This is a genomic window from Kribbella sp. VKM Ac-2569, assembly GCF_004216905.1.
GTDB lineage: Bacteria > Actinomycetota > Actinomycetes > Propionibacteriales > Kribbellaceae > Kribbella.
The window spans coordinates 30160-51386 of sequence record NZ_SGXJ01000004.1; the positions used below are offsets into that span (position 1 = coordinate 30160).

Annotated in this window: 22 protein-coding genes; 13 read left to right on the forward strand and 9 right to left on the reverse strand. The window is 67.9% G+C overall.

Annotation, left to right across the window (positions count from 1 at the left end):
• Nucleotides 1-82: 82 nt before the first annotated feature.
• Nucleotides 83-2329, forward strand: a complete 2247-nt coding sequence (locus EV649_RS26515; protein ID WP_130386340.1) for an AAA family ATPase — start codon at nt 83-85, stop codon at nt 2327-2329.
• Nucleotide 2330: 1 nt separating this feature from the next.
• Here the strand turns inward: EV649_RS26515 and EV649_RS26520 are convergent, their stop codons facing one another.
• Together EV649_RS26520 and EV649_RS26525 are read right to left on the reverse strand one after the other, a co-directional pair.
• The gene (locus tag EV649_RS26520; RefSeq protein WP_130386341.1) at nt 2331-2903 is read right to left on the reverse strand and encodes a hypothetical protein; all 573 of its coding nucleotides are present in this window, start codon (nt 2901-2903) and stop codon (nt 2331-2333) included.
• Nucleotides 2900-4636: a PHP domain-containing protein gene (locus EV649_RS26525; protein ID WP_130386342.1), complete on the reverse strand. Its 1737-nt coding sequence runs from the start codon at nt 4634-4636 to the stop codon at nt 2900-2902. The genes EV649_RS26520 and EV649_RS26525 overlap by 4 nt, the downstream gene beginning before the upstream one ends.
• A 1108-nt stretch (nt 4637-5744) precedes the next feature.
• Between EV649_RS26525 and EV649_RS41755 the strand changes: the two genes are divergently transcribed.
• Nucleotides 5745-5888, forward strand: coding sequence for a hypothetical protein (locus tag EV649_RS41755; RefSeq protein WP_241998703.1), 144 nt, complete (start codon nt 5745-5747; stop codon nt 5886-5888).
• Between the two features lie 3 nt (nt 5889-5891).
• Here the strand turns inward: EV649_RS41755 and EV649_RS26540 are convergent, their stop codons facing one another.
• The gene (locus EV649_RS26540; protein WP_130386344.1) at nt 5892-6341 is read right to left on the reverse strand and encodes a YdeI/OmpD-associated family protein; all 450 of its coding nucleotides are present in this window, start codon (nt 6339-6341) and stop codon (nt 5892-5894) included.
• Nucleotides 6342-6430: 89 nt separating this feature from the next.
• Between EV649_RS26540 and EV649_RS26545 the strand changes: the two genes are divergently transcribed.
• Nucleotides 6431-6787, forward strand: a complete 357-nt coding sequence (locus EV649_RS26545; RefSeq protein ID WP_241998704.1) for a VOC family protein — start codon at nt 6431-6433, stop codon at nt 6785-6787.
• Nucleotides 6788-7033: 246 nt separating this feature from the next.
• Here the strand turns inward: EV649_RS26545 and EV649_RS26550 are convergent, their stop codons facing one another.
• Together EV649_RS26550 and EV649_RS26555 are read right to left on the reverse strand one after the other, a co-directional pair.
• Nucleotides 7034-7264 carry a hypothetical protein gene (locus EV649_RS26550; RefSeq protein WP_130386345.1) on the reverse strand — a complete coding sequence of 77 codons (231 nt, stop codon included), beginning with the start codon at nt 7262-7264 and terminating at the stop codon, nt 7034-7036.
• Nucleotides 7265-7467: 203 nt separating this feature from the next.
• Nucleotides 7468-8223 carry an SDR family oxidoreductase gene (locus EV649_RS26555; RefSeq protein WP_130386346.1) on the reverse strand — a complete coding sequence of 252 codons (756 nt, stop codon included), beginning with the start codon at nt 8221-8223 and terminating at the stop codon, nt 7468-7470.
• A 95-nt stretch (nt 8224-8318) separates the two neighbouring features.
• Between EV649_RS26555 and EV649_RS26560 the strand changes: the two genes are divergently transcribed.
• Both EV649_RS26560 and EV649_RS26565 read left to right on the forward strand, forming a co-directional pair.
• The gene (locus EV649_RS26560) at nt 8319-8954 is read left to right on the forward strand and encodes a MarR family transcriptional regulator (RefSeq protein ID WP_241998706.1); all 636 of its coding nucleotides are present in this window, start codon (nt 8319-8321) and stop codon (nt 8952-8954) included.
• Between the two features lie 69 nt (nt 8955-9023).
• Entirely contained in the window at nt 9024-9389 is a 366-nt protein-coding gene (locus tag EV649_RS26565) for a VOC family protein (RefSeq protein ID WP_130386347.1), read from the forward strand.
• Here EV649_RS26565 and EV649_RS26570 read toward each other — a convergent pair.
• The gene (locus tag EV649_RS26570) at nt 9380-10183 is read right to left on the reverse strand and encodes a DUF3152 domain-containing protein (RefSeq protein ID WP_130386348.1); all 804 of its coding nucleotides are present in this window, start codon (nt 10181-10183) and stop codon (nt 9380-9382) included. The genes EV649_RS26565 and EV649_RS26570 overlap by 10 nt on opposite strands.
• Nucleotides 10184-10357: 174 nt before the next feature.
• On the opposite strand from EV649_RS26570, the gene EV649_RS26575 reads away from it, so the two are divergent.
• Complete coding sequence (locus EV649_RS26575) at nt 10358-12127, forward strand: protein-arginine deiminase family protein (protein ID WP_130386349.1); 1770 nt, start codon at nt 10358-10360, stop codon at nt 12125-12127.
• Here EV649_RS26575 and EV649_RS26580 read toward each other — a convergent pair.
• On the reverse strand, nt 12078-12563 hold the full coding sequence (locus EV649_RS26580; RefSeq protein ID WP_130386350.1) for an N-acetyltransferase: 486 nt from the start codon (nt 12561-12563) through the stop codon (nt 12078-12080). The genes EV649_RS26575 and EV649_RS26580 overlap by 50 nt on opposite strands.
• 48 nt (nt 12564-12611) lie before the next feature.
• Here EV649_RS26580 and EV649_RS26585 point away from each other — a divergent pair, with 48 nt between their 5' ends.
• Complete coding sequence (locus EV649_RS26585; protein WP_130386351.1) at nt 12612-14129, forward strand: LCP family protein; 1518 nt, start codon at nt 12612-12614, stop codon at nt 14127-14129.
• A gap of 7 nt (nt 14130-14136) precedes the next feature.
• On the opposite strand, the gene EV649_RS26590 is transcribed toward EV649_RS26585, so the two are convergent.
• Both EV649_RS26590 and EV649_RS26595 read right to left on the reverse strand, forming a co-directional pair.
• Nucleotides 14137-14853: a VOC family protein gene (locus EV649_RS26590; RefSeq protein ID WP_130386352.1), complete on the reverse strand. Its 717-nt coding sequence runs from the start codon at nt 14851-14853 to the stop codon at nt 14137-14139.
• Between the two features lie 62 nt (nt 14854-14915).
• Complete coding sequence (locus EV649_RS26595) at nt 14916-15494, reverse strand: TetR/AcrR family transcriptional regulator (protein WP_130386353.1); 579 nt, start codon at nt 15492-15494, stop codon at nt 14916-14918.
• A gap of 103 nt (nt 15495-15597) precedes the next feature.
• Here EV649_RS26595 and EV649_RS26600 point away from each other — a divergent pair, with 103 nt between their 5' ends.
• The 6 genes from EV649_RS26600 to EV649_RS26625 all read left to right on the forward strand — a co-directional run bounded on the left by EV649_RS26600 (nt 15598) and on the right by EV649_RS26625 (nt 21227).
• Nucleotides 15598-17175, forward strand: coding sequence for an ABC-F family ATP-binding cassette domain-containing protein (locus EV649_RS26600; protein WP_130386354.1), 1578 nt, complete (start codon nt 15598-15600; stop codon nt 17173-17175).
• Nucleotides 17162-17818, forward strand: coding sequence for a hypothetical protein (locus EV649_RS26605; protein WP_241998708.1), 657 nt, complete (start codon nt 17162-17164; stop codon nt 17816-17818). The genes EV649_RS26600 and EV649_RS26605 overlap by 14 nt, the downstream gene beginning before the upstream one ends.
• Nucleotides 17819-18056: 238 nt before the next feature.
• Nucleotides 18057-18965 carry a UbiA prenyltransferase family protein gene (locus EV649_RS26610; protein WP_130386355.1) on the forward strand — a complete coding sequence of 303 codons (909 nt, stop codon included), beginning with the start codon at nt 18057-18059 and terminating at the stop codon, nt 18963-18965.
• A complete protein-coding gene (gene pip, locus EV649_RS26615; RefSeq protein ID WP_130386356.1) occupies nt 18966-19919 on the forward strand; it encodes a prolyl aminopeptidase in 954 nt (317 codons plus the stop codon).
• Between the two features lie 95 nt (nt 19920-20014).
• Nucleotides 20015-20824, forward strand: a complete 810-nt coding sequence (locus tag EV649_RS26620; RefSeq protein ID WP_130386357.1) for a phytanoyl-CoA dioxygenase family protein — start codon at nt 20015-20017, stop codon at nt 20822-20824.
• 67 nt (nt 20825-20891) lie between these two features.
• Nucleotides 20892-21227, forward strand: coding sequence for a cupin domain-containing protein (locus tag EV649_RS26625; protein ID WP_130386358.1), 336 nt, complete (start codon nt 20892-20894; stop codon nt 21225-21227).

Genomic DNA, 21227 nt, shown 5'->3' on the forward strand with positions numbered 1-21227 from the left:
CAAGCATTTGTGGCTGCCGCCAGGAGAATTCCACAAATGCGGCGTGAACCAACGGCACGGATTTTAACACAAGGGACAGGAATTGCCGAATCCAGTCGAAACCGAACAGGCCAACCTGATCACGTTCTACGCTGCGCTGGACGCCGAGCGGGAGCGTACCGACGCACGCGCCGACGACGAGCAGCTGGTCCAGACCCGCAACGCCCAGGCCCTGCACCAACGCGACGGGCGGATCCGTGACCTCAAGCTCCGGCAGGCCCGGCTGAACGCCGCCGAGGAGGGTCTGTACTTCGGCCGCCTGGACGCCGCCGACGGCGAGATCCTGCACCTCGGCCGCATCGGTCTGCACGACGCCGACTACGAACCCCTGCTGGTGGACTGGCGTGCGCCAGCGGCGCGGCCGTTCTACATCGCGACCGCGGTGGCCAACCACGACGTCGTCCGCCGCCGGCACATCCAGACCCGGTTGCGGCGCGTAGTCGATGTCCAGGACGAGCAGCTCGACCTCGGACGGGACGCCGCGGACGCGTCGAAACCCGGCACCGGCGTGATCGGCGAGGCCGTGCTGATGAAGGCGCTGGAGGCTCGCCGGACCGGCCAGATGGAGTCGATCGTGCAGACGATCCAGGCCGATCAGGACCGGATCATCCGCTCCGAACTGCCCGGAATCCTGGTCGTCCAAGGCGGCCCGGGCACCGGAAAGACGGCAATCGCACTGCACCGGGCGGCATTTCTGTTGTACACGCATCGCGAGCAACTGGAAAAGCGCGGAATTCTCGTTGTCGGGCCGAATGCGGCGTTCCTGCGATTCATCGGCCAGGTGCTCCCGTCGCTCGGTGAGGAGGGCGTCCGGCTCGTCACGATTGCGGAACTGTTCCCGGGCGTGCACGCGACCCGACCGGAGTCTCCGGAGAGCGCCGAGGTGAAGGGCCGGACGGTGATGGCCGACGTGATCGCGAAGGCGGTCGCCGATCGGCAGTGGCTCCCCGAGCGCCCGGTCCACGTGACCGTCGAACGCACCGAGCTGACCCTCGACCCTTCCATGTGCGAGAGCGTCCACGCACGAGTCCGCAACCGCAACCTCACCCACAACCAGGCGCGGCCGTTCGTCCTCAACGAGATCACGGACCACCTCACCAATCAGTACGCCGAACTGATCGGCACCGATCCGCTCGACGGTGAGCAGTTGCTCGACGAGTACGACCTCGCCGAACTGCGCAGCGAGGTGCTCGCGGAGCCCGCCGTACAGGCGTTGCTCGAGCGGCTCTGGCCTTTGCTCAGTCCGCAGCGGCTGCTGGAGGATCTGTACGGCGACGAGGACCGGCTCGCGTCCGCGGCGCCGCAGCTGTCTGCGCTGGATCGCGAACACCTGTTGCGGTACGGCGACGACTGGAGTCAGTCCGACGTACCGCTGCTGGACGAGGCGGCGGAACTGCTCGGTGACGACGGGTCCGAGGCGGCGCGGGAGCGGGCCGCGAGGGCGCGTGCAATCTCTTATGCACAAGGGGCTTTGGACGTGCTCGCCGGTTCGGGCTCGACCGACTTCGACGAGGACGACGAGGCGGAAATCCTTACTGCGAAGGACATTCTCGATGCCGAGGCGTTCGCCGAGCGGTTCGAGGCGGAGGACGACCGAACGCTCGCGGATCGCGCGGCCGCGGACCGGCGGTGGACGTACGGTCACGTGATCGTCGACGAGGCGCAGGAGCTGTCGCCGATGGCGTGGCGGGCGATCGCGCGGCGGTGTCCGCTGCGGTCGATGACGGTGGTCGGCGACGTGGCGCAGACAAGCTCGATCGGCGGCGGTACGTCGTGGTCGTCTGCGCTCGGCGAGACGTTCGGCGATCGTTGGCGACTGGCGGAGCTGACGTTGAACTACCGCACGCCGGCCGAGGTGATGGAGCTCGCGCACGCCGTACTGCGCGAGGTCGACCCGTCGGCGCGGGCGCCGCAATCGGTCCGCTCCACGGGCGTGAAACCGTGGCACGTCGACGTACTGGCGGCCGAACAGGCCTTGTACGTCTACAAGATGGCGGCGGAGGAGACGGCGTACGGCGAGGTCGGCGTGATCACGTCCCGCAGCCGGCTCGAGCTGATCCAGGAGGCCGTCGACGGCTTGACCGGCGTCACGGTCCTCACCGCCCGCGAAGCCAAGGGCCTCGAGTTCGACTCCGTCCTGGTCGTCGACCCCGACGGCATCGTCATCGAATCACCCCGCGGCCTCCGCGACCTCTACGTCTCCCTGACCCGCTGCACCCAACGCCTAGGAGTCGTCGGCGAGCTACCCGAAGTACTCGAGAACTCGCCCGCCTGGAACACCAACAGCTGAGTTAGTGGTCGGCGCAGCAGTTTTGTTGGTGTTGGAGTTCGAAGGGGATGAGGAGGTTGCCGGCGGACGGCTGGACCTGGAGGACCAGGCGTCCGTCGCGGCGGAGGGGGCGAAGGAAGTCGAGGGTGTCGATCAAGGTGTCGTCCGCGATCGGGATGCCGCCGATCGCTTCCAGGTGGTCGATACCGCAGCGGACACGGAGTTCGGCGGCGGGCAGTACGCCGTGCGCCTGTTCGTGACCGGGCCAGCGGACCACGCGTCCCGCCGTACCGAGGGCTGCCTCGACCGCAGCGACGTACGCGCCGCGGACCAGGCGGCTCGGCCCGGCCAGCTCCGGCTCGGACGCGCCGGGTCGGGTGACCGCGAGCCCGACGTTGTGGTCGGCAACCATCGCGCGGATCGGCTCCGCGAGGTCCGCCGTACTCGTGAGTGAGACCGCGACATGCGGACGGTCGTCGCCCGCCACCATGTGGGTGAGGGCGACGACCGGCTGGTCGACAGCATCGACGAGGGCGTAGACCAGGTGATCTGCCGCGGCCGTGTCCAAGCTGTCGGCATCGACCGCGACGATCACTTCGGCAGCACCCAGATCGGGTTGGTGTAGAACCACAGGTCGACCCACGGATCCGCGTCGCCGACCACGTCTAGCTTGGGACCGGCCGGGTCCACCGCCGCACCCAGGTACCCGGGCTGGCTCCGGTTCCCGTCGGTGCCGCGGACTCGCACGTACTGCGCTTCCTCGGCGCGACCGAGCGGATACACGAGCTCGAACGTGCCGCGCTTGCCCGCGGTGTCCCACTGCTTGACGACCTTGGTGTTCGGCGCGGTCATCGTGTCCTTGTCGCCGACCGGTCCGGTGACCGAGCCCCGGATCACGTCGACCCGGTTGAGCGCCGGCACGAAGTTCGCCCAGTTCGGCAGGGTCTGCGTGGTGATCCGTACGACGAGTTCGATCGCGCGACCCTTCTGCACGATCAGCGCGCCGCCGAGCGGTTCGCCGTACCGCTTGCCGACCTCGCGGACCTCGACCTCGACGCCCTTCACGAGCGCACCGTGGTCGACCCAGACGCGGCCGTGGCGCAGGCCCTCCATCACCGCGAGGTAGTCGCGGCGGTCGGCGCCGACATGGGTGCGGCTGTAGTAGCCCGGCCAGAAGTCGCTCGCGGTGGAGTTGACGGTGGTGCCGTAGACCGGGTCCATGTACCGGCCGTCGCGGTCGAACTGCTCCTGGCTGGAGCCGTCGGGGCGGCGGGACGTCTCGTTCCAGTTCACGTGCGAGTCGGAGTTCGCGGTGATCCACCACGGCTTGCCCTCGGCGAGCAGGCTGTCCCACAGGCCGCCGACGGTCGCGGTCATCCAGTCGAAGCCGCCCCAGGTGCGGTAGCTCTCGGCCGGGTAGCCGGGGAACGAGTTCGGGTTCGGGGCGTTGCCGTAGATACCGCGGGCGTTGCCGGCGCCGATGCCCTTCGGGAGGCCGCCGGCCTGGTGACCGGGCGCGCCCTCGAAGCCGATCGCGATCCGCGGGTCGGCGTCGCGCCAGTTGCGGATCTCGTGCGGGCTGTCGATGCCGTTGCGGGCCGGGTGGTTGGCGAGGAACAGCGCGTCCGCGACCCGGCGTTTGTCGACCTGCTGACCGAGCCATTGGATGCCGGACACCGCGAGCGCCTCGTTGGCCGGCGAGTTCGCACCCGCGTTGTTCACGCTGCCGTCGTACCCGTTCTCGAACTGCTTCAGTACGTCGACCTCGCGGCTGCCCGGCGCCACGAACACCGTGCCGTGCTCGGCTGCCGGGATGTTCCACTCCAGGCCCTGGAAGATCAGCGTGTCGCGCAGTTCAGCACGGGCCGCCTTGATCTGCGGGTTGACCAAGTCGACACCGATCCGCGCATGGGTCGCACCACCGTGGTCCGTGATGACAAGCCAGTCCAGCCCGTACGCCGTGGCGTGGCGAGCCTGATCGATGACGCGGTACAGGCCGTCAGAGCTCAACTGCGTGTGGATGTGGTGGTCGCCGGCAAGCCACACGTTCGGCCGATTGCCGTGCTGGAAGATCCACCCGTCCTTGGGCGCCGTCGCCGCCGCGAACTGAGCACCCGTCACGGCGAGCGCCGCCGTACCCCCGAGAATCCCGGCCGACCGCAACAACCCCCGCCGCGAAACCTCCGCCGGCGACAGATCACTGTCCGGCACCGACTCGTCCAACGCAGCTAGCGTCCCCTGATCCAACTCGACATTCGGCTGATGATGATCATGGCTGTGGTCGTGGCCGTGCCCCTGCGAATGCGGGTGATCGTGCGAGTGCCCCATCGACAGTCCTCTCCCAGGCGGATTCGGCGCGATCATCACCCGTCTGCATGACCACCAGATGTTCCCCCGATGAACACCGTTCCGGCTCCGAGCTGTAGACAACGGAGAGTGACGAGGCTTCAATGGCCTGCGGGGGGAATCATGAATGGAGAACCGTATACACGCACGCATTGTCACCGGCGGAACGAGCGCGGCAACACGACGCTGGCAGCCCTTGGAGGGGTGGCGGTCGGCGTCATCCTGGTGCTGCTGACCTGGCTCGTGGTGCTGATGACGTGTTCTGGTCGGCGGGGTTGTACTGCCGGGACCTCGCCGCGCGAGGTGCCTCGTACGCGGAGGCCGTCAGATATTGGTGGTACTACGGCATGCCGGACCGGATGGATGCGGACAAGAACGGGATACCGTGTGAAACCGTGTACTCGTCTGCAGCAGTCAACGCGTTCTGGTATCCGTGACGCGGCGCCTCTGGGCAGTCTTTCTCGCAGCGCTGGTAGTCGTCGCCGGCGGTGGGTTGTTCGCGCTGTCAGCGGCCGGCGTCTTCAGCCGCACCCAACCCACCGCCGCCCCGACACCAACACCATCATCAACACCACAGCCGTCCACCACACCGGCAACAACGAGCACCACCACGCCGCCGGCCACACAGGCGCACCCAAGCACTCCGCCGCGCCCGAGCACCCCTGCGCCCACGACACGGCCTTCTAACCCAGAGCCTTCGCGTCGAGCCCCGCGGTACGTATTTCCCGTGGGTGGTTGCCGAGCAGACGCTTCACAAAGCCACCACGACTATCCGGCGTCGGACATCTTTGCGCACGTCGGGTGTCTGTTCGTTGCGCCGGTTGACGGGCGGGTCGACGAGGTGACGCGGGTTGACTCGTGGGATCCGAAGACCAATCGAGGTGCTGACCGCGGTGGGCTGTCGGTTTCGGTGGTGGGGGCGGATGGGGTTCGGTACTACGGCTCCCACCTCTCGGCGATCCAACCCGGGATCGCACCAGGTGTGCAGGTGCGGGTTGGGCAATCTCTGGGCCGGACAGGGAAGACGGGGAGCGCCCAAGGGACACCGCCACACCTGCACTTCGGAATCAGTTGGCCGACGGGACCCAACATGTGGTGGGTCCGGCGCGGAGCGGTCGCACCGCAGCGGTTCCTGAACAGCTGGCATGACGGCGGTCAACTGTCCCCCGTGGCGTTGGTCGCAGCGAGCCACCGGGCGTACGGCGTGGATCGCGGCTGCCGCTCGTACTGCTGACCCTCAGCGAGCGCGGCCCTCGCGGAGGGCGGCGATCGACTTCTCGATGCGGCGGGTGCGGGTGGCCTCGGTTTTGGCGGAGGTCACCTGGAGGGTGTGCCACTGGCGGTTGCTGTAGCTGAGGGTGTCCCAGAACGCTTTGGCCTCCGGGTCCGCGGCGAGGGCGATTGCCAGCGGTTCGGGGATCTCGAGTTCGCGCGGAGCGGTGTCGAGTTCGACGTCGACCTCGAGTACGTCGCCGGGCGTGACGCCGGCCTCGGTACGGCGGTCCGCGCTGAATCCGAGCAGGTACCGTCCGCCCATCCGCGCGATCGACGTACGGAAGTTGTACCCGTTGACGGTGACGCTCACCTTCGGCCGGCCGCCGCCACCGAGCGACTCCACGACCGTGTCGGGCACCTCGAAGCCGGCGGTGTTCTTGCCGGTGGACAGCAGTTCAGCGGTGAACTTCATCTGTTCATCATCCGAGCCGAGCAGGTCATGTCGAGAGTCGGCCTGCTGTTCCGACGTACCGGGGTCAGTGTCAGGTGGAAGGAGAGATCGTGATTCTCAACAGCATGTTGCTCGGTAGTGCGGACGCGGAGCGGTTGAAGGCGTGGTACCGGGACGGGTTCCGGGCGGAGGTCGACGGGTACGGCAACCTGGACCTCGGCGGGTTCGGTCTGGTGATCGAGCAGCGCGACGACGTGGCGGCCAAGAACTCCGAACCGGGGCGGCACATCGTGAACTTCGCCGTCGACGACATCGAGGCGGCGGCCGCGCACCTGCGGACGCTCGACGTCGACTGGCTGGTGCACCCGGAGGACCGCGGGATCGGATGGTTCGCGACGCTGATCGACCCGGACGGTAATTACGTGCAGCTCATCCAGATGAAACCGGAGTACTACGCACAGAAGTGAGAAACGTTCGCACCGGAGCTGGGGGATCCGGTGCGAACGAGGTTTGTTTTCGTCAGGCGCATTGACAGGGGAGAAAATGGCGGCAAGCGAGGGGCAGAACGCCCACACTCGCTTGCCGCCGCGTGCCCTTGGAAGAGCACTGCACCGGTTCCTTTGATTGGTCGAGGTGAGGCGACTCGACCTTGGCCACGTTCCGCGTGGGTTGTCTGGTGAGGTACGGAACGCGAAAGGGACCGGAGGTTTTTCTCAGCGGGGCGCTACGTCCCACATGCGCTCGCCGGGCAGGGGGTCGGGGAGCTTGTCGACGTTGGGCATCGGGTCGTTCGTGACCCGAAGACCGGCGAATCGACGGCTCATGGCGTCTGCGTACCGCTCGGCCAACGCCGGCTCGGCGTTGTAGTCGGCGATCACGTGCTCACCGAACCAGACACGCACGCGACGACGCGAAATGGTCTGGGTGGCGGTGGCGGTTGTCACTGGTCCTCCTGGCTGATACTTCGAGGGTGGACGGCCTGGAAAACGCGGGCGAGCGCGGTGCCGGTGCGCCGTGTTGTGTTCACCGTCACGTCACTTCCAACGGAGGACGGAGAGCCGAGGTCACGCCCGGATTCGGATTTTCTGGCCGCCCGCCAAACTTCTTCGGACCCGCCAGGATCCAATTCTTTCGCCAATCTGTTCGATTACTCGAACGGGCCGCGCACGGAGACGCCGCCGTCCAGCACGAGCTGCTGTCCGGTGATGTACGACGCCGCGTCGGAGGCCAGGTAGACCACCGCCCGGGCCACCTCCTCGGAACGACCGAACCGGCCGGCCGGGATCTCCTCGACGACCTCGGCGGCGACATTCGCATTGGCGACGGCGGTCGCGATCGCGCCGGCCGCGGCGACGTTCATCCGGATCCCGTCCCGCGCGTACTCGGCGGCGACCGTGCGGGCCAGGCTGAGCAGGCCCGCCTTCATCACGCCGTACGCCGCCTGTTCGGGCGCGGCCATGAACCCGGTGACGGATCCGACGCTGACGATCGCGCCGCCGGTGCCCTGGTCGAGGAAGACGCGGAGCGCGGCCCGGACCGCGCGGGCGACGTATCGGAGGTTGACCTCGTAGATCGTGTCCCAGTCCTCGTCGGCCATCTCGTGCAACTTGACCGCGGGCACGAACGCGACCTGCCCGCCGACCACGGTGACGAGTACGTCGAGTCCGCCGAGCTTCTCGACCGCGCCCGCGATCATCGCCTCGATATCGGTCAACGAGCGGACGTCACCGGAGATCGGGTACGCCGTACCGCCGGCTGCTCGCACCGCGTCAGCGGCTTCCCCAGCACGCTGCGGATCGAGGTCCGCGACCATCACCGCAGCCCCTTCGTTGCCGAAGGCTTCAGTCGTCGCCCGACCGATCCCGCCTCCGCCGCCACCGATCACCAGTACTCGTTTCTGCATGGCGGGAGCGTAGATCAGTGATGTCGTGAGATTCACAGGGATTCCTCAGGTAAGACACGCCGAAGCTGTCGGAACGGCTCCGTACGCTGGGAGACGTGACCATCGAAGACGCTGGTATCAGGCCGCTCACCAACGGATCCACGGAAAGGGGATCCGAGGACAAGCCGGTCGTGGCGAATGCCCTCGTGGTGCCCGAGCGGGTCATCGGCGGCGTCGTACCGTCACCCGTGCGGCCTGGTCCGACGGGGATCGCGGCTGTCCAGACCGAGCACCTGATCAGTGACGTCGGCGACGCGCTCCGGCTGCTCGACGCGGTGGAACGCGTGCGTGGTCACGCGCACCCGTTGATCCTGGGTCTGCAGGAAGCGATCGGTATCAAGATGCCGGCCGCACTGGTGCTGAGCGCGATCGCGAGCGGCCGCACGTCGGCGGACGAGGTCGCGAAGCAGGTCGGCATCACGGCCGGCGAGGCGGAGCTGGCGATCGCCGACCTGGAAGCGCTCGGGATGGTCCGGACCACGCCTGGCCTGACCGTCACGTCGATGGGTCAGGCCCGCCTCTCCCAGCTCGACGGCCTCACCGTCCGGGTTCTCGACGTCATCACCGGCATCCTCGGCCCGACCGACGCGGCCCACCTGGTCCGCCTCCTGCACACGGTCGCCGACGGCCTCGAGTCCGCCTCGGTAGCCGCCGCCGTGAACCCCACCCTCCCCCAGGTCATCCACAACTGACCCGAGGTGTGTCGAGAACGGGTTGACGGTCTCGACGTAGCTGGTGTCGAGTGAATTGGGAGGCATCAGATGTTGAAGGACAGCAAGGCGTTCAGTGGGTTCTCGGTCGATGATCTGCCGCGGGCGAAGGAGTTCTACGGCGAGACGCTGGGGATCGACGTCGGCGAAGAGAACGGGTTGTTGCACCTGCGGACGGGTGGTGGGAACACGGTTCTCGTCTATCCGAAGGACAATCACGTGCCGGCGGAGTACACCGTGCTCAACTTCCCGGTCGACGATGTCGAGGCGACGGTCCGGGAGCTGACCGCGCGGGGCATCGTGTTCGAGAGGTACGTCGACGAACAGGACGAGCTCGGGATCAACCGCGGTCCGGGTCCGTTGATTGCCTGGTTCAAGGATCCGGCAGGGAACGTGCTGTCGATCATTCAGGCGTGAGGAATGGGGTCGTCGTACTGACCTAGAAGGCCCTTGTAGCGGGCGCCGTTCAGGTAAGGCCAGGCGTACGCGGTGCAGCCGTGCAGGCCGAGGGTCTGCTGTTGCATGACCGGCGCCGGTTGGCCGGGTCCCGGGCACAGCTCGTGGCCGCGGCCGAGCCGGTGGCCGGTCTCGTGATTGACCATGTACTGCCGGTACGTCGTCAGCGGCGCGGCGTAATTCGGTACACCGTGCGCCCACCGCGCCACGTTCAGCACGACCCGGTTCCCGATCCGGCAACTCGTGTACCGGTCCGGCGCCGCGCCGCAGAGCAGGTCCCGCGTCTCGGGCGTGACCAGCATCAACGTGAAGTCGGGGACCGTCCCCGGCCCGACCTGCTGGAACCGCCACAGCCCGTGCGACGCCCACCCCTGAGCCTCGCCGTACGTCGCCCGCACGAACCGCGCGAACCCGCCGCGGTCGATGCCGGTGATCCCGCCCTCGATCGCGATCTGGAACCGCATCAGCTTCCCCGCCCGCCCGATCACCGCGGGATCCCCGGGCAGTACGGCGTACGACCGCGTCCCGGCCACCGGGTACGAGATCGCCTCCGGAGGCCGCTGCGAAACCACAGACCGTGCCGGCGGCTGCACAGGCTGCGCCGACTGTGCGGCCTGGGCAGGCTGGTCTGACTGGACCGAGGCCGGTACGACGCCGCGCCCCGGGTACCCGTGCCGGCCGAACGGGCTGGCAGGCAACAGCACCCCGCCCGCGACCACGACGGCGATCGCGACCACAACAGTCCAGCGGCGCATCCGGCGAGCTCCTCACAGCACACCCGGGCGGGCGTGTTCTCATTCCTTCTTGCCACTGTGCCCCGAAACCCTTCTCCGTCCACGGGTGGAGACCGGATTTCCACCTGCCGATTTCTGATCCGTCCGCGTAGTTTCGATCGAAGAAGCACACTTGTATCAAATAAGGAGCCTTCGATGAAACGCTGGACCGCAGGCATCGCGACCCTGCTGACCGTCATCACTCCCTTGACGGCGTGGGGTACGGCGCCGGCACCGCGGCTGACCGCCGACGTGAACCGCGACGGACTGCTGACCCACGCCGACGACACGGCCAAGTCGACCTGGACCGACGCCCGCGGCGCGATCTTCCTGCCCAACCTGGACGACGACGAGCGCCGATGCACCGTCGACCCGGCGGACCTCGACGCACCCGGCCGCGCGGTCGACGACAAGCTCGCCGCCTGCAACGATGCCGCCGACGACCGCATCAACGGCCTGCGCGACGCCGCCGATCTGGCACCACTCACGATCGATGCCCAACGCAACCTTTCGGATCACGCAACCGGCACGATCACGATCTCCCCGGCGGACAAGGCCCGCGTCTTCCCCGTCAACACTCTGACCGCGAAGGACCTGCAACACGGCCTACATCTGCAACTCGAAGGCCGTGACATCGTCCGCAACCCGAAGCAATGGGACGGTCAGATCACGGTGACCTTGTCCGTCACCGATCGCGGCCGCACCGCCACCGACGTGGTCCGGCTGCGCGTGGCCCCGCTCATGCTGCAGAACGATCTCCAGCGCGCACAGACCGTCCTGGCCGGCCAGCCCGCCAAGGGACAAGGCTGGTGGGGCGGCACTCCGCCGTACCAGGACGGCGTACCCGGCGAGTGGAATCGATTCGCCGAAACGTTGCGCCGGGCAACCAAGGTCCAGTTCGTGAAAGGTACGCCGAATGGCTGGAAGGACATGTGGTTGCAGGACACCTTCGAGCCCGCGACCGCGACCATGCCGGCCGTCGGTGGCCCGCACACGATGCGCATCCTGATCCGCTCCGGCAACGTCTGGGAAGTCCCCGGCGCCGACACACCACGCCCGGCCGGGCGACTGCTGTACCGCGACCTGCGCGGACCCGACATCGGCATCGTCCAGGAGCTCGCCGACAAGGCCTCCCCCGGCCTCGACGACCTGCTGAACATGGGCGGCAACCTCGAGTCACTCCCGCCGTACGACGAATTTCCGCACGGACGGATCGTCTACGGGTCGGGCGAGCGGCACCCTGACGCCAGGTTCATCACGATGGTGACGAGCCAGGGGTATCAGCCGCCGGTCGTGATCGACACGTCCTGGCTGATGGTCGGGCACGCGGACGAGACGACACACGTGATCCGCGCGAACAACGCCCGCGGCTGGACGCTCGCGGTCGCGGACCCGCGACTCGCCGTTCAACTGTTGCGCGATGTGCAACATCAAAGTGGCGACCAGAGACTGTTCGCGGATACGAATGCGAAGTACAAGCCGACGGTGAACGAACTGCTCAGCACGGGGCTCGCCGACAACGAGGCCGCGGCCAAGCACATCGACGACCAACTGAGGATCCTGCTCAAGGCCAGCGGTCTGCGCGAAGACGAACTGGTCCGGCTGCCGGTGTTCTTCATCAAGGTGCCGGGCTACGGGTTGCTCAAGGCAATGACTCCGGGCCTGGTGAACGGACTCTCGATCACCGACCGCCAGTTCGCCGCACCCGATCCGCACGGGCCGCGGCTGCACGGCCGCGACGTCTTCCGGCAGGCAACCGAGCGTGCCCTCGCGCGCAACGGCGTACGCGTGCACTGGGTCGAGGACTTCTTCTGGGCGCACCTCGGCGGCGGTGAGGTGCACTGCGCGACCAACGCGCTCCGCGACACCAGCGGTGCTACGCCCTGGTGGTCCGGAAGCGCAGGGTCGGGTACTTCGCCTCGGTGAACCCGAGCCCACGGTAGAGCTCGATGCCGTAGTCGGTCGCGTGCAACTCGACCTGGCCGACGCCGGTCTCGTCCCGGAACCAGTCCATCAACGCGACCACGCACGCCCGCGCGAGACCGCGGCGCCGGAAGTCCGGTTCGGTGCTGACGTTGTACAGGTGACCGCGAACCGTCGTCAGGTCGCGCGGGCCCGGCGGGTGCACGTACACGTTGCCGGCCGCGCCCGCGACCACGCCGGCGCTCGGGTCGTCGACGACGTACGCCGCGAACGTGTCTGGGGAGGCCAGCTGCCCGGCGAACCACTCGAGCGCGGTCGCCCGCCACGGGGCGTCCGGCCCGCCGATGTCGTTGCCCATCGCGGCGAGCATCAACCCGCGTAAATGGACCAGCGACTCCGCATCATCGGGCTTGGCTCGTCGTACCTGAATGTCGGTCACTTGGTCGATCATGCCAACTTTTTGCCGGGTCAGTGAATCGTATGAGTCATGGCCCCGAGCAGAGCGACGCGCGGCACCCGGGCACGTCGGTCGAGCCCCCGACGGCGGTCCGCGTTCGCCGCGCTGACGATCGCCGTACTCGGCGTGCTGCTCCCCGGTACGGCGTACCTCGTCGCTCGTCGGACCAGGCTCGGTTCGACGCTGATCGTGCTGAGCCTCGCGCTGTACGGCGGCGCGGCGTACGTCGGTCTGCGGAAACGGGACGCGGCGATCTCGTGGGCGCTGAACCCGTCGGTGCTGAACTGGATGATCATCGGCCTGGCCGTCGTCGCACTCGTGTGGATCGCCGTCCTGGTCACGTCGTACAAGATGCTCCGGCCGCTGACCGTCGGACCGGGATCCCGGATGCTCGGCGCGCTGGTGATCGGCGTGATCTGCTTCGCGATGACGGTAAGTACGGCGACCGGCGCGCAGACGTTGATGGCGCAGAGGGACCTGGTGACGAAGGTCTTCGGAGGTGATGAGACGAAGAGCCAGACGCGGCCGACGATCACCCCGAAAAAGGACATCTGGCAGCAGCTGCCGCGGCTGAACATCCTGCTGCTCGGCGCGGACGACGGCGAGGGCCGCGGCGGGACGCGGACCGACACGGTGATGGTTGCGAGCATCGACACCAAGACCGGCAACACCTCGCTGATCTCGCTGACCCGGAACTTCATGCGGATGCCGTTCCCGGAGAACTCGCCGCTGCACAAGATCTACCCGACCGGATTCTGGGACCCGAACGACCCGAAGGAGCAGCCGGAGTTCTACCTGGACGCCATGTACCGCAACATCCCGAGGCTGCATCCCGGCATCCTCGGGCCCTCGGACAACGAGGGCGCGGACATCCTCAAGGTGTCCGTCGGCGAGGCGCTGGGGCTGCAGATCCACTACTACGTGCAGATCAACCTGGCCGGGTTCGCGCAGCTCGTCGAGGCGCTCGGCGGGATCACGGTGAACATCAACTACCCGGTCCCGGTCGGCGGCAACGACGACAAGAAGATCCCGCCGAGCCGGTACCTCGAACCCGGACCGAACCGGCAGCTGAACGGCACCGACGCGCTGTGGTTCGCGCGCGGCCGGTACAAGGTCCCGACCGCCGACCTCGCCCGCCAGGCCCGGCAGCGCTGCACCATCAAGGCGATCGTCGAGCGCGCCACCCCGCAGAACGTGCTGACGAACTACGACGCGATCGCGAAGGCCGGCGAGCAGCTGATCCGCACCGACATCCCGCGGAACCAGCTGGGCGCGTTCGCCACCCTGGGAGCGCGGGTGAAGACGGCGAAGATCACCAACGTCGACCTCGACAAGAAGAAGAACTTCCCGACCGGCCGCAACCCGAACTACGCCGGGATGCGCGAGATCGTGGCGCAGGCCCTCAACCCGGTCCGCCGTACGACGACCGCTCCGCGCAAGACCACCACGGTGCCGCCGTCCACCGCGGCCCAGCCGAAGACCACCCCCAAGCCCGCCGCGAACGACCTGACCTCCGCCTGCGCCTACAACCCAGGCATGCCCGGTTAGCCGACTTCTACTCTCGCGGTCCGGTCAGGATGCAGAACTCGTTGCCGTCCGGGTCGGCCATCGGGATCGCGTCCGCGCCCTCCTGACCGCTCTCCAGCCGGGTCGCGCCGAGCGCGATCAGCCGCCCGACCTCGGCGTCGACGTCACCGTCGGCCGGCACCGTGAGGTCGAGGTGCATGGGGTTCTTCGGCGGCTTCGGGCTGACTGGCGGGCCGCCCCACGCGACCTTCGGGCCGCCGGACGGCGCCTGGATCGCGGTCTCCCCGTCCTGGTCCCAGACCAGCGGCCAGTCGAGCGCCTTGCTCCAGAAGTACCCGACCGCCTGGGTGCCGTCCGTGGCCACCTCGCCGAAGAAAGCGGTGTTCGCGAGGAAGTTGTTCCCCGCCTCGATCACGCAGAACTCGTTGCCTTCCGGATCCGCGAGGACGATATACGTTGCCTCCGGCGCCTGCCCGATGTCGATGTGCCGGCCGCCGAGCTCGAGCGCTCGCGACACTGTCTCCTGCTGCTGCTCGGGCGTCTCGCTGGTCAAGTGGAAGTGAATGTGGCTCGGCGGGTCGTTCTCAACGGGACTCGGCAGGAACCGCAGCCCGAACGGGGTCTTGTCGTCGGGCAGCAGCTCGTTGCCGTCGGCCTGCTCCCACCCGAGCAGGCTGCCCCAGAACCGCGCCAGCCCAGCGGGATCCTTCGCGTCGACCGACAGCGCATAGAGGTTGATGCTCATCGGATCTCCCAATCCTCTAGGGCTGTCACCGTATGGCGCGGCGCATCGGCGCCGCAAAGCAATTAGCGGACCGACGCCGCAGCGATCCGTGCGTGGTGATCCGCCTGGTCCCGGGACATCGGCTGCCTCAGCAGGACCACCTGGTGATAGAGCGGTGCGGTCGCGGTGAGCAGGAGTTGATGGGCATCGGTGCCGCTCGGGATCTCGCCGCGCGCAACAGCCCGGCTGACGACCAGTGCGGTGCGCTCGTAGCGGTCCTCCCAGAAGCGGGTGAGTGCGTCGGCGGCATCCGTCGTACGGAAGGATGCCGCGATCACCGCCTGGGTGATGGACGGCCGAGCGGTCAGCGCGGCGTGGATCTCGCGGTTGACGGCGATCAGATCTCCTTCGAGCGAGCCGGTGTCGACCGGCTCCCACGAGTCGTCTGCCCCGGCTGCGAGCAAGTCGACCAGCAGACCGGGCACGGTCTTCCAGCGCCGGTACAAGGTCGTCCGGTGTACGCCGGAACGCACGGCGACCGCGTCGATCGTGAGTCCGTCGTACCCGTGCTCAGCCAGCTCGGACTCCACCGCCGCGAGCACGTCCGAGCGCACTCGGGCCGTCCGTCCTCCCGGCCTACTTGCGCCGACCTCAGCGATCATGGCATCATCCTAACGCAACGTCCGTCGCATTTAGGGAGTAGCCAGTGATCTTCTGACCCGCCGTTCGCCAACCACGAACCCGCGAGAGGTCAGGAGGATCCTCATGTCTACACAGCTGTCCCTGCACGACGTCACCAAGTCCTACGACCACCGCCTGGTGCTCGACCAGGTCACCTGCGCCTTCCCGCCCGGACAGGTCAGCGGCCTGATCGGCGAGAACGGCTCCGGCAAGTCGACGCTGCTGCGGATCCTGGCCGGTCTCGAGCCGGCCACGGACGGCACGGTGAGCGCCATCGGGAGCATCGGCTTCCTGGCGCAGGACAACCCGTTGCCGCTCGACCTCGACGTACAGGCGCTGGCCGATCATGCACTCGCCGACCTGCGCCGGATCGAGGCGCGGATGCGTTCGCTGGAAGGCTTGCTGGCCGACGGACACACAGACGTCCTGGATGAGTACGGCGAACTCCAGACGGTGTTCGAGATCCGTGAGGGGTACGACGCGGACGCCCGGTTCGCCCGCGCGACGTACGGCCTCGGACTGTCCACGCTGCCCGGTGATCGCCGGTTGTCCGAATTGTCCGGTGGCGAGTTGGCGCGGTTGCATCTGGCCGCCGTACTCGCGTCATCGCCGGAGGTCCTGCTGCTCGACGAGCCGACGAACCACCTGGACGTGTCGGCCGCCACCTGGCTGGAGGACCACCTGCGATCCCGGCGCGGTACGACGGTTGTCGTCTCGCACGACCGCGCGTTCCTGGAGCGAGTTGCCTCGACGCTGTTCGAGGTCGACGGCGACACGCACCGGGTCACGCGGTACGGCAACGGTTTCCAGGGCTACCTGCACGAGAAGGCGGCCGAGCGGGCGCGACTCGAGCAGGCCCGGCAGCAGTGGGAGGACGACGTCGCGGAGATGCGCGCCATCGTCCGGACCACCGCCGATCGGGTCGCATACGGGCGACCGATGAAGGACAACAACAAGCCCGCCTACGACCGGGCGACCGGTCGTGTCAACGAGGCGGAACGGAGCAAGATCCGCAACGCCAAGGAACGCCTGCGCCGCCTGGAGGAAGACCCGCCGCCGGTGCCGGCGAAGCCGCTCCGATTCAAGGCGTCGATCCGCACGAGCGGCGCTCCGGCCGGGCTGGACGCGGTCGGCGTCGCGGTCACGGACCGGCTGCTGCCGACGTCGCTCGACGTACCCGCTGGTGGTCGCGTCCTGATCACCGGACCGAACGGCGCCGGCAAGTCGACGCTCCTCGACGTCCTCGCCGGCGCACTCCAGCCGGACTCCGGGTACGTCGATCGCCACGGACGGATCGGCTACCTGCAGCAGGAGGTGACCGAGGCGCGCCCGGATGAAACGTTGCGCGAGGCACTCACACGGCATCCCGGCGCGGCGGCTCTGGGACTGTTCCGTCAAGACCAGTTGCAGACCCGGGTCGGTGCGTTGTCGACCGGGCAACGCCGACGACTCGCGTTGGCACGAGTGCTGACCACGCCGTACGACGTACTGCTGCTGGACGAGCCGACGAACCACTTGTCCCTCGTGCTGGTGGAAGAACTGGAGGCGGCGCTCGATCGGTACGCCGGCGCACTCGTCGTGGTCAGCCACGACCGCCGCTTCGCCTCCCGCTGGCGCGGCACCTTCATCGATCTGGAGGAGAACACCTATGTCAGTCAGTGAGTTCACGGTCGATGGCGCTCCGTACGGCGTGGTCGCGGCGGGCGGTGAGGTGTGGACGACGCTCGTCCACACCGGCCGCGTCGCGACCGTCTCGGGCCGCGTCTTCGACCTCGACGCGCCCTCGTCTCGTCCGAGCGTGATCGTTGAAGGTCCCGATGACGCCGTGTGGTTCACCCGCAACGGCGACGATCGGATCGGGCGGATCGGGTACGACGGCGTGGTGTCGGCGATCGAGCTCGCGGGCGCGCCGTACGGACTGTGCGTCGGTCCGGACGGTGCCTTGTGGTGCACGTTGATGAGCATCGACGCGATCGGGCGGATCACGGTGGACGGCGAGGTGTCGACGTACCCGATCGGTACGGCGGGCGCGTTTCCGGGGATGATCACGACGTACGCGGGCGATCTGTGGTTCACGCTCAATCAGGCCAACGCGATCGGCCGGATGACCATCAATGGCGAGGTCACCACCTATCCCCTGCCGACGCCCGCCGCGGGGCCGGTCGGCATCAGCGCCGGGTCCGGACGGCGTCTGGTTCACCGAACTGCTCGCGAGCCAGGCTGGTCGGATCGGCGTCGACGGGTCCATCTCAGAATTCGCCCTTCCGGCCGATTCGAAGCCGCATGCCGCGGCGGCAACGCCTGATGGTGGTTGCTGGCTCACTCTGTGGGCGGCGGCCTCATTGGTCCACCTCGATGCCAAGGGCAACATCACCGACCAGGTCGCGTTTACTGAAGGCGCCGAACCGCACGGTCTGCACGCCGACACGTCCGTTTGGGTCGCGCTGGAGAAGGGTTCTGTGGCTCACATCCAAGCGGGCGGGTGAGCAGGTTCACTCGGTGGAGGGAGGACGCGGTGCACCGCGGAGGTGGACAGTGGTGATGTGAGCACGGTGGTGCAGGTTCGAGGGTCGGCGGCTCGGGTACGGGACGTCGTCGCGGTCGGTCGCCCGGCGTTCTGGGTGGTGTCGATCGTGCCTTATTACACGGGGATTCTGCTCGCGACACATCGGCTGATCCCGCCCTTCGAGGAGTGGCCGCGGCTGATCGTCGGGGCGGTCGTGATGGGCCCGCTGGTCTGGCTTGCGGTGCTAGCGGTCAACGACGCGTACGACCTGCCGAGCGATCGGCTCAACCCGCGGAAGGCCAAGTCGCCGCTGCTCGACGGGCGGATCACGCTGCGAGCGGCGAAGCGGCTGGCCTTCGCGGCGGCGGTGGCGGCGGTCGGATTGAGCCTGCATGTCGGGATCGTGTTCGCGCTGGGCGTCCTGCTCGCCGTACTCCTCGGGTACGCGTACTCCGTCCCGCCGGTGCGACTGAAGACCCGCGCCGGCTTCGACGTCGCGGTCAACGCCCTCGCCCTGGGCGCCTTCGGCCCGCTGGCCGGCTGGGCCGCGATCAACCCGGACCTGAGCGACTTCCCTTGGCTGATGGGCCTGCAAGGAACCCTCGCCGCGATCGGCCTCTACCTCCCCACCACCCTCGCCGACCTCGCAGCGGACCGCGCCGCCGGCTACCAGACCATCGCAGTCCGCTTCGGCCCCCGCACGACGTACCTGATGGGGTACGCCGCCTGGATCGCAGCAGCCGCCCTGTCCGTAATCCTCGCCGCCACCAACACAATCATCCCCCGCACCATGCTCCCCCTCGAGCTAGTGATGGTCCCCGTCCTGATCGCGGCCTACCGCAAACTGATCGGCCCGCACCAATCCTTCAAAGGCATCATCACCCTCGCCACCCTCTTCCTCCTCCCCTGCGCCACCTTCGCCCTCACCTACACCGGAGTCCTGTAGATGCATCCGGACATCGAGCCCTACGACCACGGCCTGCTCGACGTCGGCGACGGACACCACATCTACTGGGAAACCTGCGGCAACCCGGAGGGCAAGCCTGCGCTCGTCGTCCACGGCGGACCGGGATCCGGCGCCGGCGCCTCGTGGCGCAGGTACTTCGATCCCACCAGGTACAAGGTGGTTCTCGTCGACCAGCGCAACTGCGGCCGCAGTACGCCGGACGCCGCCGAGCCGACCGTTGACCTGAGCACCAACACCACCGCCCACCTGATCGCGGACTTCGAGCAGCTGCGTCATGAACTCTCCATCGAGAAATGGCTGCTGCTGGGGGCGTCCTGGGGCGCGACGCTCGGGCTCGCGTACGCCGAGCAGCACCCGGAGGCGATCTCCGAGATCGTCCTGTTCAGCGTCACGAACACCTCCCGCCGCGAGGTCGAGTGGGTCACTCGAGACATGGGCCGGATCTTCCCCGCGGAATGGGCGCGGTTCCGGGACGGCGTACCGGAAGACCAACGGGACGGGAATCTCGCGCTGGCGTACACCCGCCTTCTGCACGACCCAGACCCAGCCGTGCGCGAGAAGGCCGCACGTGACTGGTGCGACTGGGAAGACACTCACGTCCGCACGCATCCCGGCTGGCGGCCGGACTCCGCGTACGACGATCCCGTCTTCCGCCTGCGGTTCGCGCGACTCGTGACGCACTACTGGGCTCACGCGGCCTGGCTGGAAGAAGACGTTCTCGTGCGGGATGCGGGGAAGCTCGCCGGGATCCCAGGGGTGCTGATCCATGGCAAGCTCGACATCAGCGGCCCGCCTGACATCGCCTGGCGCATGGCGCAGGCTTGGCCGGATGCCGAACTGCTCCTGGTCGAACAGGAAGGCCATGGCGCGGGCGGCCCCGGAACCCAGGACCTGATCCTCGGGGCTCTGGACCGTTTCGGCTTACGGGCCTGACCGGTATGTGGGGCATGCAGGTGCACGTGCATGGCGGGCAAAGATTTGATCACTGATCTTTACAGCGATGAAACGGTCATGAACTCTTGGGTCCCATGACTCTGACCCGCCCGGAGCTCGAGACCGCCTACGCCCTCAGCCGGTCCGACATCGCACACTTCAAGCAGCACGGATTCGTGAAGCTGAAGAACGTGCTCAGTGCGGAGACGATCGCGGAGTTCGAGCCGGAGATCACCGACAAGGTGATCGAGTTGAACACCCAGGAACAGCCGCTCGAGGAGCGCGACACCTACGGCAAGGCGTTCCTGCAGGTCACGAACCTCTGGCAGGACAGCGAGCGGGTACTGGAGTTCGTGTCGTCGCCGCGGCTCGCGCGGATCGCGGCGCATCTGCTCGGTGTGCAGTCGGTGCGGCTGTACCACGACCAGGCGCTCTACAAGGAGTCCGGCGGCGGAGTCACCCCGTGGCACGCGGACCAGTACTACTGGCCGTTCACGACCGATCGGTGCGTGACGATCTGGGTCCCGCTGCAGGAGACCCCGATGGAGATGGGTCCGCTGTCGTTCGCGGCCGGCAGCCACACGTTCGAGCACGGGCGGGATCTGGCGATCAGTGACGAGTCGGAGCGGGTGCTACAGGACGCGCTGGCCGAGCAGAACTTCCCCGAGGTCTCCGAGCCGTACGAGCTCGGCGAGGTCAGCTACCACCTCGGCTGGACGTTCCATCACGCGCCGCCGAACACGACCGACATCCCGCGCCGGGTGATGACGGTGATCTACGTCGACGCCGCGATGGAGATCTCGGAGCCGGCGAACGCGAACCAGGTGCTCGACCTGGCCAGCTGGATGCCCGGCAACCAGCCCGGCGAGACCATCTCCTCCCCGCTCAACCCGGTCCTCTACTGACCGGCTCCGCCCTGCGGCCGCCGATACTCATAGACATTCTGTACCTATTGGTATGTACGATATGACCATGAACGAATCGATCAGCCGCGTCGTCGTCCTGGATCAGCACCTGCCGGAGGCGCTCCCGGTGCAGCGCGTCGAGGTCCGCCGGATCACGATCGACCCGCACACCGCGCTCGGCGCCCACGTCCACAACGGCCCCGTGTTCGGCAACATCGTGTCGGGGTCGGCCGTTTACCAGCAGGCCGAGGACACCGAGCCGCAGGTCCTGCACCCCGGCGACGTGTTCTACGAGCCCGCCGTCGAACGGATCGCCCGCTTCGACACCGAGGAAGAGGGCGTCACCTTCCTCGCCTACTTCCCCCTGACCGCCGGCCAGGACGCGACCCTCGACCTGGTCTAG

Coding starts and splice junctions, on each gene's coding strand:
- EV649_RS26525 (WP_130386342.1), bottom strand. CDS start 4,636: ATGGGGCACTCGCACGATCACCCGCATTCGCAGGGGCACGGCCACGAC.
- EV649_RS41755 (WP_241998703.1), top strand. CDS start 5,745: ATGTGGTGGGTCCGGCGCGGAGCGGTCGCACCGCAGCGGTTCCTGAAC.
- EV649_RS26540 (WP_130386344.1), bottom strand. CDS start 6,341: ATGAAGTTCACCGCTGAACTGCTGTCCACCGGCAAGAACACCGCCGGC.
- EV649_RS26555 (WP_130386346.1), bottom strand. CDS start 8,223: ATGCAGAAACGAGTACTGGTGATCGGTGGCGGCGGAGGCGGGATCGGT.
- EV649_RS26565 (WP_130386347.1), top strand. CDS start 9,024: ATGTTGAAGGACAGCAAGGCGTTCAGTGGGTTCTCGGTCGATGATCTG.
- EV649_RS26570 (WP_130386348.1), bottom strand. CDS start 10,183: ATGCGCCGCTGGACTGTTGTGGTCGCGATCGCCGTCGTGGTCGCGGGC.
- EV649_RS26575 (WP_130386349.1), top strand. CDS start 10,358: ATGAAACGCTGGACCGCAGGCATCGCGACCCTGCTGACCGTCATCACT.
- EV649_RS26585 (WP_130386351.1), top strand. CDS start 12,612: ATGGCCCCGAGCAGAGCGACGCGCGGCACCCGGGCACGTCGGTCGAGC.
- EV649_RS26590 (WP_130386352.1), bottom strand. CDS start 14,853: ATGAGCATCAACCTCTATGCGCTGTCGGTCGACGCGAAGGATCCCGCT.
- EV649_RS26595 (WP_130386353.1), bottom strand. CDS start 15,494: ATGATCGCTGAGGTCGGCGCAAGTAGGCCGGGAGGACGGACGGCCCGA.
- EV649_RS26600 (WP_130386354.1), top strand. CDS start 15,598: ATGTCTACACAGCTGTCCCTGCACGACGTCACCAAGTCCTACGACCAC.
- EV649_RS26605 (WP_241998708.1), top strand. CDS start 17,162: ATGTCAGTCAGTGAGTTCACGGTCGATGGCGCTCCGTACGGCGTGGTC.
- pip (WP_130386356.1), top strand. CDS start 18,966: ATGCATCCGGACATCGAGCCCTACGACCACGGCCTGCTCGACGTCGGC.
- EV649_RS26620 (WP_130386357.1), top strand. CDS start 20,015: ATGACTCTGACCCGCCCGGAGCTCGAGACCGCCTACGCCCTCAGCCGG.
- EV649_RS26625 (WP_130386358.1), top strand. CDS start 20,892: ATGAACGAATCGATCAGCCGCGTCGTCGTCCTGGATCAGCACCTGCCG.